The following is a 13,341-nucleotide window of genomic DNA, read 5'->3' on the forward strand; positions in this document are numbered from 1 at the left end:
TTTACAGACATGTTTTTACGACATCAGGTAACAAAATACTGGCTGGGATTGCCCAGTTCAGGATGGAATTTTTCTCGAAAACGCCCTCCGGTATAATCTCCAATGATTTTACGCCAGAATGCCTGTGCGATCACATTGTTCCGAACCTGTGTCACTTTCCACCGCCCAGGGAAACGTCTAAATAGTTCATACGCCGCATTTGTTCCAACGCCGCTACGTCTATATTTTTGCATCACAAAAAATTCAGTCAAATAGTAGTCATTATCCTTACTCCCGGGATCTAACTTCTCCACAAGTGCAAACCCCGCTGGTGAACCATCACTCGTGATCAAAAAAGGAAACTTGCGTCCTTTCTCCGTCCAGAACGCATCCAATCCCGGATATTCCGGAAAAATACCATCCTGGTCTACATCAATATTCAGATATTTTGTAAAATCATAGAGATAAAATTGCATGAGATGCCGAATCACCTGACTGCGTTCGCGGGGAACCAGCTCAATCTGCATATTCATTTGGTTCGCCTCCTCTAGTCTGTATGTATACATACTGTAAACCTTTATAAGATGAAGGGCAACAACGTGACAAATCGTAGTCTGTGTAGCACAACGCTTGACCATACCTATCAGCATAATCAAACAAGATGATGCATGTAAATTATGGTACACTTAATATACTTTGTAGATAAATAATCGTTCACATGGAGGTGCCGAACTTGACCAACGTGCAAAAAGAGATTGACCGACGCAAACTAGATGAAAAACTACCATCCATGCCCTGGTTTGTTCAGCAATTCATTGACTATAAACTGCCTGATCTGTCTCCGTCCACGCTGCTGGAGTATTTGAGAGATTATGATACCTTTTTCAGCTGGCTACGTGCAGAAGGGCTGTCCCAAGCTGAGTCCAACCAAGGGGTAACATTGACCGAACTGGAAGTGCTACGTATGGATTCGGTTACTGCGTACCGACTGTTCCTGACTACGAAGCGTGAGGGAACCAATTCAAGAATCACGGTTTCACGCAAGCTTTCTTCCCTGCGGTCGTTATTTCATTATTTAAGCCAAATTGCTGAAGATGAGGACTTCTATCCCCTGCTTAAACGTAATATCATGGCCAAGATTGAGATCAAACGTACCCATAAACCTAAAGATACTGCCGCGAAACTCAAAGGCAAGATATTGGAAGAGAATGAATTACTCGAATTTATCGGTTACATTCTCGAGGGCTACGCTACAGATATGCAGAAGAACAAACAGGCCCTGTACTCACATGAGCTGAACAAAGAACGAGATGCCTGTATCGCCAGCCTCATCCTCAACTCCGGTCTACGGGTATCTGAAGTGGTTAATCTGAATGTGGATGACCTCGATCTGGGTAACAAACTGCTCTATGTTTACCGCAAAGGTAACAATGATGAAACATACAAAACGCCCGTATATTTCAGAGAACAGGCCAAAGATGAGCTGGCAGCTTACATGAATCTGCGGCAATCCCGTTACCGCACACCTAAACGAGAAAAAGCACTTTTCATTGCACTCCGTAACGGGGAATCCGAAGGAAGTCGAATGACTAAACGCGCGATTCAGGCGATGATTATGAAATACGCTAAATGTTTTGGCAAACCGTATCTTACCGTGCACAAATTACGCCATTCTTTTGCCACCGACTATTATTTGCAAAATGATATTTACAAAACGAAAGAGCAACTAGGTCATGCTTCTACCGAAACAACCGAAATTTATGCGCATCTCACCGACAAAACGATGTCCGAAGCCATCGAACGCCGCATGGATGATAATGCTTAGAGTTATCACAAAAGTCTCGTAGACAATTGCACATGTGGCTGTCCCCTCTTGTTATGAAACAGTACACCGCGTGCCACACGCGGTGTGAAACAAGCACCAAAATGAAATATCAGGTCATTCGAAGATAGGTTAAATGGAGCATTTTAGCAGTTATATATTAAAATCATTTATTTAGTTTACATAATAATAGTTACGTTAAAATTAACCCTCCACAGACCTTGATCATTCTAACGATCTCAGGTATTAAGTGATTTTAGCTGGAGCAGAGCCTCTACAATAACTTCCCGTTCATGGAACAGAAAACCGGCCATAGCTCCTTTGCTTATATCCTGTTTCTTATCCATCTGAGCACTTAACTTCTCCGCCTCTGCTTCCTTCATTAATTCAGGCGTCCAAAAAACAATGCCAACCACCTGCTGAAGCTTGCGTATCAGGGTCAGGTCATTGGCTTCGCGCACCATCACCAATTTGGGATACGGGGCGTCTTTAAAACCTTCAATCACAATCCAGTCATAGTCTGAGAACTGGCTCAACATATCGTCAAGCTGGGTACTGTGTTGCTTGATGACCGCTGTTCTTTTCTGAGACATCACCACAACAGCTCCAGCACCCGCTCTGCCAAACTGATACGAGTCCGTCCCTTCCTGATCCATCTCAAAATGGTCATGCCCGTCATGTTTGAATGCAGCAACCTTCAAGCCTTTGGAAGCAAGTCCGGAGATTAATGTAGCTGTCATTGTTGTCTTGCCTGTATTTTTATATCCAACGACTTGGATGATCTTTGGCTCTGAAGCAATCCTTTTATCCATTCTAGTTACCTTGCCTGCCCGGTTGGAAGTTTGAGAATTGTGACCTGTTCCCCTGCAGCTATGCCCTTTTTCTCAGGCGGAATCACAATGAGGCAGTCACTGTCTTTAATGGTGATCATGACACTTGACTCATCCACACGGGATGCAGCTGGAGCCGCAAATACTTTTCCGTCTCGAATGATCGTACGTCCTCGTACAAAACGAGTGAAGTTGTTCACCTTTGCATAACCGTCTTCTAAAATCACATTCCATTCTTCCAAATAAGGATGGACATCTGCTTGCATCGCACGAAGTGTGGGACGAACAAACAGATTAAATCCAACAAAACAAGCGCCTGGATTACCTGATAAAGCAAATAACAGCTTGTCCTTATATACAGCAGCCGTAGTTACACTGCCTGGGCGCATCGTAACTTTGTTAAAGAGAAGTTGCATCTGTTCTTCGAGCACAAGTTCGCCCATTATATCGTAGTCTCCAACAGACACGCCACCTGTCGTCACAACGATATCATTGTCCCGAATCGCTTCCTCCAGTTTTGCCCTTGCTGTATTCACATCGTCTGCGATGGCTCCGTACATGACCGGCTCTCCTCCCGCTTCCACAACCAGAGAACGTAACATATAGCTGTTGCTGTTGCGAATCCGACCAGGTTGCAACGGCTCATGAACCTCAAGTAACTCCGTTCCTGTAGCAAAAATAGCCACCCTCGGCTGTTCGAAAACCGGCACTTCTGCCACACCAAACGTCGCCAGCACAGATTGTTCACCAGCCCCGATTACGGTACCGGCTTCGATCAGTTGCTGTCCCTCCTGCACTTCAAGCCCAATGGGCGTAATATTAGCCCCAGCCTGAATCTGACGTTTCAGTGCAATCCAGTGCCCCCCTTCTTCTTGCTTGCTTTCCGTCATCTCCATCATGACGACGGCATCTGCACCATCCGGAACTTGAGCACCCGTCATGATTCTTGCAGCCGTTCCAGGTGTAATATGATGTTCTGGTGTATATCCGCACGGGATTTCATCAATAACGCGAAACCACACTTGATGATCACTTGTAGCCTCAGCCGTATCTGCACTTTGAATCGCAAAACCATCCATACCTGATCTGCGGAAAAAAGGATACGCATGCGGCGCTTCAATCGACGTTGCAAGTGTGCGGCCGTGTGAATCGGCAAGAGGCACATGTTCAATCCGGCCTGCCGATACCTGAGCAGCAATTCTGCTCTGTGCTTCCGGTACTTGTACAGCCGTACGATGAAATTTAGCGGTGGTCATATCATATGAATGGGAATTATGTTTCAAAGTAACTTACCTCCTGAGGTCTTTTTCTCATTTAAGAAAGTGTAGCCCGAATATACGCCGATGACAAGTCGATTACTCACTGAATCCGAATAGAAAAACTGCATATGTATCTGAACAGACACATTCTAAATGTGTTCACTCTTGAGATTTAACAGGAGAAACATCATTGCTATCACTACCCGCTAATATGATCAGGGGCCAAACTGGTAACATGAAATACCCTTTCTTTGCACATAATAGCATTCGAAATCGGGAGGTGATCACCACGAATCATCATTGTGAGTTATGCGGGAGAGAACCCGTCGAGACAACAGTTCATCATTTAACGCCAAAGGAGTTGGGCGGTAGCTTCATGCCCACAGCTAACCTGTGCATTCCCTGTCATAAACAAATCCACTCGTTATATACGAATCGGGATCTGGTTACGCTGGGATTGACCGATCTACAATCGCTGCGTGCAGATGAACGGATCATTCCTTACCTGCGCTGGATACGCAAACAGCCAGCTTCTTCGATTCCTCGTGTTCGCAAGTCCCATCATGTCCGCAAATCATAAAAAAATAACAGTAACAAGGTGCTCACTGTCATTCGCCAGTGTCTCACCATGCTACTGTTATTTTGTCCTGTATATAATCATCATCCTGTGAATCATAATCATTCCATGAAGCATATATATCAGGCTTGCGAGGTGTTATCTTCGCCTCATAATCCTGCCACCACCGATTCGAGTCTTTGGTTTTTTGTAGGATTTTTTTGGTGAATCAAACAAACCACCCAAGCCACCACTGCTCTTGTTGCGATCGATACTTCCTCGACTTTGATCCTTTTTGCGGTCAAATAAACCGCCGCCAGAACCAACACTTGTGTCCTTATCACTGCCACGCCGTGTAATGGAGCCTTTTCGCTCAACGGTAATAGGTGGAGCCAGTTTTTTATCATTGCTCGTTGGGGCCCGATACGATCCCGCACTCGGTTTGTACGTATCCCGTTCCGTGTATCCCCGATAGTTGCCTGAACCGCGTCCACCAAAAGTATCAAACAAATTCCCGATTAACGTTGCCGTTAGATACCCTTGTAAGAAGGAAGAGCTATAGTTCTGACGAACATATTCCTTGGAATCGACTTCGACGAGCGTATCCTCTGGTTTCTTGGGATCTTGTTGCAAGTGATAATACTGGTCTTGATACACCAGGAACATACGCTCTGCATTTTCTGCCGAGATCTGGTCGGGTGTTCGTTGATCTGACAGCTCTTTTGCTACTTCAGGAACTGTGCGATCCGCAGCCCGATACACATAAGACGTGGATTGACCGCTGCCACTTACCGATTCAAGAGGATATGTATCCTGTACGGAAGGAGCTGCACCACACGCAGACAGCAGAGACATCACAAGGCTGAGGACCAGCATTAATTTTAATCCATGTGCCAAGCGTTTTTTCATTGGAACCTCTCCTAGTTCGAACGAATCACTTTGATATCCGCAGGAAGAATGGACTCACCCTCGTAGAGATTAAACCTTCTATCTTGCCATTCCACACGAAGAAGTTTGTTATCATCCGATTGATACTGCCACACAAGCTGCTCACCAGCCTGACCATAAGGCGTTCTACCCACAGTCTGAACCATACCTCCATATTCTTCCTCCAAATGATACACGTGATCATCCAGTTCAAGAATGGTCGGCACCTCGTCAGGGGCATCAAGTCTCCCATCAATAGGTGTATACAGGGCGTAACGCGTGATCTCACGCTCCTCCACATGTAAATATCGGAATGAACTACCATCCTGGAGCGTTAATACAACTGCGTTACGAGCCCGATTCTGCACCCTGCCAACGACTTCATAAGTGACCAGAGACACTTCACAGATATCCCCAGGAGCAAGCTGAAGCATCGTTTTTTCCACTTTAGGTGGCTCGGGCTTTGTTAGTATTCCTTTAATACGTTTCCATACACTCATGCCAATTACTCCTGTTCCTTATCTTATCGGCTTACAAGCACGCTGCAATAATCAATGCGCCTACAATATGCAAAGCACCTGAGAACAAGCCATACCCTGTCTTACCTTGCTGTATTCCCGTATCCAGATCCAATGTGGCCCATTTGCGAATCATAAAGTGAACAACACTTTCCAGAATTAATAAAATTACAAATGATACAACAGAAACGAGCAAAGCTTCTCCAAGATGTCCTGCTGTTGAGATGGATGTTGCAAGCACGTAACCTTGCGCAAATAACTTCATTACCATCCGGGTAGTGACCGCCATATTGCCAGCCTTGACTTCAGCAAAATCCTTGTATTTCGTAAAGAGTGAATCTACATACATCAGTACAAACAGCAAAACCGAACCTGAAACCGTCCAGACCAGCATCGCCAAAATGTTCAAATCCATTTACACAGCCTCCACTTATCAACATGATCCGCATTTAAAAGCGAAGGAGAAACGCTGTTCCCCTCCGCTGGTTAACCCTGCTGAACGCCAAGGTGTTAGTTTTTATTTTCGTACTGTTTCATAAGCGCAGCAAGTTCATCCTCAACAGCCGCATCCTTACCAAGTTTCTCAAATTCCTCGTCAAGGGATTTGCCTTTGGAAGACATTTCGTTGCTTGCTTCAGCCTGAGCTTCCATCTGCATCATTTTCTCTTCCATACGTTTCAGGCCCGCACTTGCCGTATCTGAGCTAAATCCGTTTAGCGCTTTGTTGATTTCGGTTTGTGCTTTGGCTGCGTTATAACGAGCAACCAGCGTTTCGCGCTTATTTTTCATCTGTGTCAATTGTTTGCGCATCTCATCGAGTTTGCCACGAAGATTGTCTGCGGACGCTTTGTTTTGATCGTAGCTGGCTTTGTATTCCACCATTTTCTCTTCCGCTGCTTTCTTCTCTTCCAAAGCGCGACGAGCAAGGTCCATGTTCTGTGCACGAGCTGCCGTGTGAGCCTGCTCTTCACGTTTCTTCACAAGTGCTTCCTGTTCCTCGAACAATTGCTTGAACTTCTTCTCGATTGCGATTTGTGCAGCTACTGCTTTCTCAGCATCTTCCAGATCCTCTTGCATGTCACGGATATATTGATCCGTCATCTTGATTGGATCTTCAGCTTTGTCGATAATCGCATTGATGTTAGACATTGTCAGGTCACGTAATCTTTTAAAAATAGACATTAGGTTATTCCTCCCAGTGGATTGTGCATTGTATATAAAGATACATACGTTACAATCTGCAACTCGTTTCAATTTTACAAAAAAAAATTAAAACTTGATGACAACCTCTAAATATAAGGAGGATTACCTCTGAAGGTTATACTTATCCAGGCACGTGTCGTTTATCCTATAAGGTGAACGATTACCAAAACATTACTCTGACTTCTTATTCAAATGTTCATCCACAAGTCTCTCTGCAGTCATTACGATCTCGTCGATCTGCACTCGTGTAATGCTGTCAAAATGTATGCCCATAATAACGGTTACCGTAACTTTCAGTTGCAGGGCCGCCTTGCGGGCTAGCCGCTCACATAACTCTTGTTCCTTGTGTCCCGGGATATGTACCGTTGTTCCACTAACCCGATCATGGTCAACATAGAATGTAGCTACAGCCCCGATATGAGCTTTACCACCCGTAACCAGAAAAACCTTGTCCTGTCCTGCCTCAAAAACCTCTAAACGAATGGATTTCAAATCATATGTACTCATCGTCTCTCCACCTATCCTTCTCTATATGTTATATATGGTGGAATTATGGCTTTCATGACCTGATGATGCAATGAAACTTCTCACACACGCATAAAAGAAACAGGCAACGGGCATACCATAGAGAACGCAATTTTGGAAAAAGGAGGCCGTTAACATGCGAATACGCCTCGTCATGCTCGCACTCGTTACTATTATATGCTCTGGGGTTTATACAGCTCCTTTAGCCCCTGCGCCTGTGTCTGCTGCTTCATCTGAGGAACCTTCTTCAACCCTCAGTGATACACCGGCGTCTGGGTCAGATGTTAAAGAAGAACAGTTGACTCTAGGTCAACTTCGTCAGAAATACGCGGATACGTTCAAAACCAATGGCCCTTCCACCAAACAAGTTGCGCTGACTTTTGATGATGTACCTGATCCAAGATTTACACCACAGGTACTTGATGTATTAAAAAAATATAAGGTTCGTGCTACTTTTTTTGTTGTTGGCAGCCGTGCGGAGAAACACCCGGACTTGGTAAAACGGATGGTGAAAGAAGGACATATCGTTGGCAATCACAGCTACAATCATCCTGAATTCAGCAAATTATCAATGACTGCCTTTCGCAAACAAATATTACATACCGGTGATATCATTCACCGCCTGACGGGGTATACGCCCAAAATGATTCGTCCTCCGTACGGGGACATTAACGAAGAACAGTTGAGATGGGCTGCAAAACAGCATTACAGCATCGTGAATTGGAATGTGGATTCGCTCGATTGGAAGGGACTAGACAAGGAAAAGGTAAAACATAATATTCTCACCGCGGTGAAACCTGGTTCCATCGTATTACAACATGCTGGCGGCGGTACAGGTTCGAACCTGAAAGGTACAGTAGAGGCTTTGCCTGAGGTTATTGAGGAATTGCGAAACCGAGGATATGAATTAGTTACATTGGACGAGATGCTTAAACTGCCAAAAGAGAAACAATAATTGAAAGAACAGGGTGTCCCTCTACGTCGTCATGAATTATGCCTATCATGATTACGCAAGAAAGAACACCCTGTTTATTAATGCTCAATTCAACTTATGACCTCACATCCATAAATGAGAGGGTTTAAGCCTTATTTTAAAATGTACAACTCAATATCCTGAAAACCAAACGAACTAACGAACTGTTTGCTTCCAGGGATAAAGATGTCAATACGATTTCCCTTGATCGCGCTACCTGCATCCAAAGCCGTTGCTACGAAAGCCTGTTTCGGCAATCCAGGGTGTGTATGCCCTGTCACTAGTACCTTGGTTCCAAAAGGGATAACCTTGGGATCCACTGCGATTGTGCCGAGTTCGAGCGGGTTGCCAAAATAATCAACGGGGCCCCATCCACCATTCTCGGAAGCATCCGCGGAATACGCTGTTGCTTTAACACTAAGCGTTTTGCTGTAGTCGAATGTTTTCCCCCAAGCCTGTACCACTTTATTATCTGTATTCACGTCCAGGCTTGCAGCAGTCACCGTTTTTTCCTGCGACTTCGCTTGAACTGGTGCCGCTTCTACTTTGTTTTCGTTACCTGGGATTGTAATTTTCAAACCACCATAGATGTTATAAGGTGAGATGTCTTTATTCGTTTTAATTAATGTGTTCATATCAACGCCGTATTGCTTGGATAAGGTGAAGAAGGTATCCCCTTCTTTGGCCACATGAACGGAATCCGCGTGAGCCGGAACGGCTTGAATGAATAGAATGGATGTCAGTAGTGCGATGGCTGTTTTGGCTAAACGTTTCTTGTTATACATGGTCTTCCTCCCTCATGATGCCTGCGAAGTTAGTTGTCGGATTCGGATGGAGGAACCCACCCTATAGGCTGTACGTGACATGCTGAAGCATTATGTATTCCTAATTCACCCCAAGCAGCATATTTCTCAAATCATTAACTATGTCTGCATTGTTACGTCCCCCGCACTTCCGCTTCGGAAGTTTCGGCAGTCTTGAATATATCACAAATTTGTAACCTTAAGCTGTAGTAAATGTTTCCATTTGGCGTTTTAATTCATTTTACAGGTAACAGAAAAGTTACTTTTTCAGCTCCACCTTTTCTGCAAACAACAAAAAAGCGTCACCGGATCTTTCGATCCGATAACGCCGTTATTCATTTGATTCTACATACGGAATGGCATGAATTAAAGTACTTTTGCAAGAAAGTCTCGTGTACGCGGGTGTTTTGGCGCCCCAAACACTTCATCCGGGGTACCTTCCTCAACGATGACGCCGCCGTCCATGAAAAGAATGCGGTCTCCCACCTCACGCGCAAAACCCATCTCATGCGTTACAATGACCATCGTCATTCCGCCTTCAGCAAGACGTTTCATGACTTCCAATACCTCTCCGACCATCTCCGGATCAAGGGCCGATGTAGGCTCGTCAAACAGCATCACATGCGGCTGCATCGCGAGTGCTCTTGCAATGGCAATCCGTTGCTTTTGACCACCGGATAGCTGGTTAGGATATACATCTTTTTTGTCCGCCAAACCGACTGTCTTCAGAAGATCCTCGGCAATTTTGTTAGCCTCATCCGTGGATTGTTTCTTCACCTTGATTGGAGCAATCGTAATATTTTGCTGAACCGTTTTATGAGGGAACAGATTAAAATGCTGGAACACCATGCCCATCTTCTCACGTGTAGCATTAATGTTATGCTTGGGATCGGTTATCGAAACACCTTCGAAATCGATCTGTCCCGATGATGGCTGCTCTAACAGGTTCAGACAGCGCAAAAATGTACTTTTACCCGAACCGGAAGGACCAATAACTACAACGACCTCACCTTTGCCGATCGTTACGTCGATGCCTTTCAGGACATCATTTTTACCATATGATTTGTGTAATTGTCTAACGTCTATCACTTGCACCCAACTTCCTTTCCAATCGTCCGAGCAGCTTGGACAGAATAAATGTCATCACAAAGTAAATGGCTGCCGCAATAATGAACGGGTTCAGACCCTGGAATGTGAGATTTTTGACTACACTTGCTTGATACATAATATCCACCATACCGATGACCGAAATAATGGATGATTCTTTAATGATCGTTACGAACTCGTTACCGATGGCTGGCAAAACGGCCTTGAAGGCCTGTGGCAGAATAATGTAACGCATCGCTGCGCCTCTGCCCATACCAAGTGAACGGGCTGCTTCCAGTTGACCACGATCAACGCCTTGAATACCGGCACGGAAAATCTCGGCGAGATACGCACCGCTGTTAATGGAAAGCGTCATAATCCCTGCTTGAAGTGCTGAGAAGTTAATGCCAAAAGTTAGCGACACCCCGTAATAGATAATCATAAGTTGTACCAGCATTGGCGTCCCGCGGATCACCTCTACATAAGTTGTACCAATCCAGCGAAGAATCGCCATATTATGAAGACGGAACAGGCAAATAATCAGACCGATGATGACCCCGAATATTACGCCTAGCGCTGACAACAGGAGCGTGTAACCGATACCTGTTGCATATAAGCCTTTGTATTCCCAGAACAATTGAAAAATGTTTTGAGATTTATTGACTTTGTCAGCCATCAGGAGACTTGCTTCTGTAACCATCTGGTTGATCTTATCTTCGCTTTTCAAGCGGTCCAAGGTTTTGTTTACAGAGGCTAATAACTCCGTATTGCCCTTACGAATCCCGACAGCGGCTTCAGCCTGTTCTTCGTCAGGAACTGCTGCCGCAAGACCGATAATGTCATCCAGGTAACCAGCGGCTACGGTATCTTCTACAATAGCTGCGTCAACGCGTTTCGTTTGCAGTTGTAGCACGATGTCGGAGATTTTATCCAGTGAAGTCAGCTTTGCACCAGGAATCTTCTGTCCGATGGTTTCTTGAATGGATCCCTTTTGCACGCCAATCTTGACATTTTCCAGTGATTTCATGTCCGGATATTTGTCTTTGTCGACATTACGAACCATAATCACTTGTTTGGATTTGTAATACGTATCTGAAAAATCAATGCTTTTCTTACGCTCATCCGTCGGCGTCATGCCTGAGACGACCAAGTCTACACGACCACTCTGAAGTGCGGGCAAAAGTCCGTCGAAGCCCATATCCTCGATAACGAGTTCAGCTCCAAGATCCGCCGCAATTTCTTTGGCAATCGCAATATCAAATCCGACGATTTCGTCTTTACCATTGATGACTTTGTGGAACTCATACGGTGCAAAATCGGCACTTGTACCGAGCACCAGTTTTTTACCGCCTGAGCTGTTGTCTGTCGTTCCACTCGCCAGCGCCGCAGGTGCAGCCGCCGTCAGAAAAAGAAGGAACGTTAACAACATTACGGTATAACGACTTATTAATTTCAACCTTGTTCTCCCCTTACAATGCTATAATTACGATTACATACTGATTCGTCAGTCATGTTGATGACTGAGTCATTATAAAGTACAATGCATGATTATGCAATGCATTTTCAAGATCAAATCTTGACTTGTTTCTGAAAAAATACTGCAAACATGTTATACTCATGGAGTTATTTTCATTTTTGCCTAAGGAGTTTAGCCATGACAACAAATAAAACCCAAATTTTTAACGTTATTGATCAATATGCTTCCCGTTTCAAAGACATTTCATCATATATCGGAGCTCATCCTGAACTTGGAAATGAGGAATATCTTGCTTCTGCCCGTTTGAAGGAAGAATTGTCTTATCATGGGTTCAAAGTACAAGCTCCGATTCTCGGACTGGAAACAGCTTTCATCGGTACTTATGCTTCGAGCAAGCCAGGCCCGACCATTGCCCTACTATGTGAATATGATGCTTTGCCCGAAATTGGTCATGCTTGCGGACATCACCTGATCTGCATGATGAGTCTTGGCGCAGCCGTTGGCCTGAAAGCCATTGTGGACGAAGTCGGCGGAACGATCAAGGTGTTTGGTACACCTGCAGAGGAGACACGCGGGGCTAAAGTTCCGATGGCGGAAGCGGGGTTATTCGACGACTGTGATGTCGCACTGATGGCCCATCCATTCTATGCTTATGAAAAATCAGGCAGCTCCCTTGCAATCGATGCCGTACAATTCGAGTTCCATGGTAAATCCTCACATGCGGCAGCCAGCCCACATGAAGGTATTAATGCCCTCGATGCGGTTATCCAAACATTCACCGGAATTAATGCGTTTAGACAGCAGGTGAAAAGCACCGTCCGTATTCACGGCATCATAAATAGCGGTGGACAAGCTGCTAACATTATCCCGGACTATGCTTCTGCTCAGTTTTACGTGCGTGCAGCCACACGCAAAGAACTGAACGTTCTAACCGAACGTGTCGTTCAGATAGCACAAGGCGCTGCACTTCAGACCGGATGTAAACTCGTAACATCCAACTACGAAACATCCTATGATGAGATGGTCACGAATGAGACCTTCTCTGACGCGTTCAGTCAGAATTTAATGGAACTTGGCATTCCGCAGGAAGAAATCGTCAGTGGGAACGACCATGGCTCGATGGATATCGGTAATGTTTCCTTGAGATGCCCAGCGATTCACCCTTATATCCGTGTCGTTGATGAAGTTCATACCCTGCATTCTATTGAATTCCGTGATTTGGCGTTGCAGGAACGCGCTCTGGATGGCATGATTTTAGGAGCCAAAGCGCTCGCTGCTACAGCTTATGATGTTCTAAGCAAGCCTGAACTGTTGCAAGCCATCCGTAAGGAATTTGACCAAATTACTCGCTAAGTGATGCCGGAGTAACAACAAAAGCCGCAG

At 45.0% G+C, this 13,341-nt stretch carries 15 protein-coding genes and 1 riboswitch; of the genes, 4 read left to right on the forward strand and 11 right to left on the reverse strand.

Going from position 1 to position 13,341, the window contains the following annotated elements; translation table 11 throughout:
* Positions 1-23: 23 nt before the first annotated feature.
* Positions 24-512, reverse strand: a complete 489-nt coding sequence (locus ACT89M_RS16360) for a GNAT family N-acetyltransferase (RefSeq protein ID WP_090916635.1) — start codon at positions 510-512, stop codon at positions 24-26.
* A gap of 200 nt (positions 513-712) precedes the next feature.
* Here ACT89M_RS16360 and xerS point away from each other — a divergent pair, with 200 nt between their 5' ends.
* Complete coding sequence (gene xerS / locus ACT89M_RS16365) at positions 713-1,804, forward strand: tyrosine recombinase XerS (protein ID WP_260510965.1); 1,092 nt, start codon at positions 713-715, stop codon at positions 1,802-1,804.
* 236 nt (positions 1,805-2,040) lie between these two features.
* Here xerS and mobB read toward each other — a convergent pair whose 3' ends face one another.
* Both mobB and ACT89M_RS16375 read right to left on the reverse strand, forming a co-directional pair.
* Positions 2,041-2,613, reverse strand: coding sequence for a molybdopterin-guanine dinucleotide biosynthesis protein B (mobB, locus tag ACT89M_RS16370; RefSeq protein WP_308721675.1), 573 nt, complete (start codon positions 2,611-2,613; stop codon positions 2,041-2,043).
* A 5-nt stretch (positions 2,614-2,618) separates the two neighbouring features.
* Positions 2,619-3,887, reverse strand: coding sequence for a molybdopterin molybdotransferase MoeA (locus tag ACT89M_RS16375; RefSeq protein ID WP_308722003.1), 1,269 nt, complete (start codon positions 3,885-3,887; stop codon positions 2,619-2,621).
* A 238-nt stretch (positions 3,888-4,125) separates the two neighbouring features.
* On the opposite strand from ACT89M_RS16375, the gene ACT89M_RS16380 reads away from it, so the two are divergent.
* Positions 4,126-4,470: an HNH endonuclease gene (locus ACT89M_RS16380; protein WP_253494229.1), complete on the forward strand. Its 345-nt coding sequence runs from the start codon at positions 4,126-4,128 to the stop codon at positions 4,468-4,470.
* A gap of 135 nt (positions 4,471-4,605) precedes the next feature.
* Here ACT89M_RS16380 and ACT89M_RS16385 read toward each other — a convergent pair whose 3' ends face one another.
* The 5 genes from ACT89M_RS16385 to lpdD form a co-directional block, all read right to left on the reverse strand.
* Positions 4,606-5,355 carry a DUF4247 domain-containing protein gene (locus tag ACT89M_RS16385; protein ID WP_154890426.1) on the reverse strand — a complete coding sequence of 250 codons (750 nt, stop codon included), beginning with the start codon at positions 5,353-5,355 and terminating at the stop codon, positions 4,606-4,608.
* 11 nt (positions 5,356-5,366) lie between these two features.
* On the reverse strand, positions 5,367-5,873 hold the full coding sequence (locus ACT89M_RS16390; protein WP_154890427.1) for a DUF4178 domain-containing protein: 507 nt from the start codon (positions 5,871-5,873) through the stop codon (positions 5,367-5,369).
* A 31-nt stretch (positions 5,874-5,904) separates the two neighbouring features.
* Positions 5,905-6,306, reverse strand: a complete 402-nt coding sequence (locus ACT89M_RS16395) for a DUF350 domain-containing protein (protein ID WP_090916645.1) — start codon at positions 6,304-6,306, stop codon at positions 5,905-5,907.
* Between the two features lie 95 nt (positions 6,307-6,401).
* Positions 6,402-7,073 (reverse strand): PspA/IM30 family protein, encoded by a 672-nt coding sequence (locus ACT89M_RS16400; RefSeq protein ID WP_090916647.1) that lies wholly within the window; start codon positions 7,071-7,073, stop codon positions 6,402-6,404.
* Between the two features lie 192 nt (positions 7,074-7,265).
* A complete protein-coding gene (gene lpdD, locus ACT89M_RS16405) occupies positions 7,266-7,601 on the reverse strand; it encodes a prenylated flavin chaperone LpdD (RefSeq protein WP_090916649.1) in 336 nt (111 codons plus the stop codon).
* Between the two features lie 154 nt (positions 7,602-7,755).
* On the opposite strand from lpdD, the gene ACT89M_RS16410 reads away from it, so the two are divergent.
* Positions 7,756-8,574 (forward strand): polysaccharide deacetylase family protein, encoded by an 819-nt coding sequence (locus ACT89M_RS16410; RefSeq protein ID WP_090916651.1) that lies wholly within the window; start codon positions 7,756-7,758, stop codon positions 8,572-8,574.
* Between the two features lie 131 nt (positions 8,575-8,705).
* Here the strand turns inward: ACT89M_RS16410 and ACT89M_RS16415 are convergent, their stop codons facing one another.
* The 3 genes from ACT89M_RS16415 to ACT89M_RS16425 form a co-directional block, all read right to left on the reverse strand.
* Entirely contained in the window at positions 8,706-9,377 is a 672-nt protein-coding gene (locus ACT89M_RS16415; RefSeq protein ID WP_154890428.1) for a 3D domain-containing protein, read from the reverse strand.
* Between the two features lie 2 nt (positions 9,378-9,379).
* A riboswitch (cyclic di-AMP (ydaO/yuaA leader) is annotated at positions 9,380-9,576 on the reverse strand.
* 185 nt (positions 9,577-9,761) lie between these two features.
* Positions 9,762-10,484 carry an amino acid ABC transporter ATP-binding protein gene (locus ACT89M_RS16420; RefSeq protein WP_123065699.1) on the reverse strand — a complete coding sequence of 241 codons (723 nt, stop codon included), beginning with the start codon at positions 10,482-10,484 and terminating at the stop codon, positions 9,762-9,764.
* Positions 10,471-11,937: an ABC transporter substrate-binding protein/permease gene (locus ACT89M_RS16425; protein WP_154890429.1), complete on the reverse strand. Its 1,467-nt coding sequence runs from the start codon at positions 11,935-11,937 to the stop codon at positions 10,471-10,473. The genes ACT89M_RS16420 and ACT89M_RS16425 overlap by 14 nt, the downstream gene beginning before the upstream one ends.
* Positions 11,938-12,135: 198 nt before the next feature.
* Here ACT89M_RS16425 and ACT89M_RS16430 point away from each other — a divergent pair, with 198 nt between their 5' ends.
* Positions 12,136-13,311 (forward strand): M20 family metallopeptidase, encoded by a 1,176-nt coding sequence (locus ACT89M_RS16430; protein WP_154890430.1) that lies wholly within the window; start codon positions 12,136-12,138, stop codon positions 13,309-13,311.
* The last annotated feature ends 30 nt before the right edge of the window (positions 13,312-13,341 follow it).

The organism is Paenibacillus sp. NN59, from assembly GCF_057597225.1.

Bases quoted from the DNA above. Each gene is read 5' to 3' on its own strand.
- ACT89M_RS16390 (WP_154890427.1), bottom strand. From the start codon at position 5,873: ATGAGTGTATGGAAACGTATTAAAGGAATACTAACAAAGCCCGAGCCA.
- ACT89M_RS16430 (WP_154890430.1), top strand. From the start codon at position 12,136: ATGACAACAAATAAAACCCAAATTTTTAACGTTATTGATCAATATGCT.
- ACT89M_RS16395 (WP_090916645.1), bottom strand. From the start codon at position 6,306: ATGGATTTGAACATTTTGGCGATGCTGGTCTGGACGGTTTCAGGTTCG.
- ACT89M_RS16400 (WP_090916647.1), bottom strand. From the start codon at position 7,073: ATGTCTATTTTTAAAAGATTACGTGACCTGACAATGTCTAACATCAAT.
- ACT89M_RS16380 (WP_253494229.1), top strand. From the start codon at position 4,126: ATGAAATACCCTTTCTTTGCACATAATAGCATTCGAAATCGGGAGGTG.
- ACT89M_RS16415 (WP_154890428.1), bottom strand. From the start codon at position 9,377: ATGTATAACAAGAAACGTTTAGCCAAAACAGCCATCGCACTACTGACA.
- ACT89M_RS16360 (WP_090916635.1), bottom strand. From the start codon at position 512: ATGAATATGCAGATTGAGCTGGTTCCCCGCGAACGCAGTCAGGTGATT.
- ACT89M_RS16410 (WP_090916651.1), top strand. From the start codon at position 7,756: ATGCGAATACGCCTCGTCATGCTCGCACTCGTTACTATTATATGCTCT.
- mobB (WP_308721675.1), bottom strand. From the start codon at position 2,613: ATGGATAAAAGGATTGCTTCAGAGCCAAAGATCATCCAAGTCGTTGGA.
- ACT89M_RS16385 (WP_154890426.1), bottom strand. From the start codon at position 5,355: ATGAAAAAACGCTTGGCACATGGATTAAAATTAATGCTGGTCCTCAGC.
- lpdD (WP_090916649.1), bottom strand. From the start codon at position 7,601: ATGAGTACATATGATTTGAAATCCATTCGTTTAGAGGTTTTTGAGGCA.
- ACT89M_RS16375 (WP_308722003.1), bottom strand. From the start codon at position 3,887: ATGACCACCGCTAAATTTCATCGTACGGCTGTACAAGTACCGGAAGCA.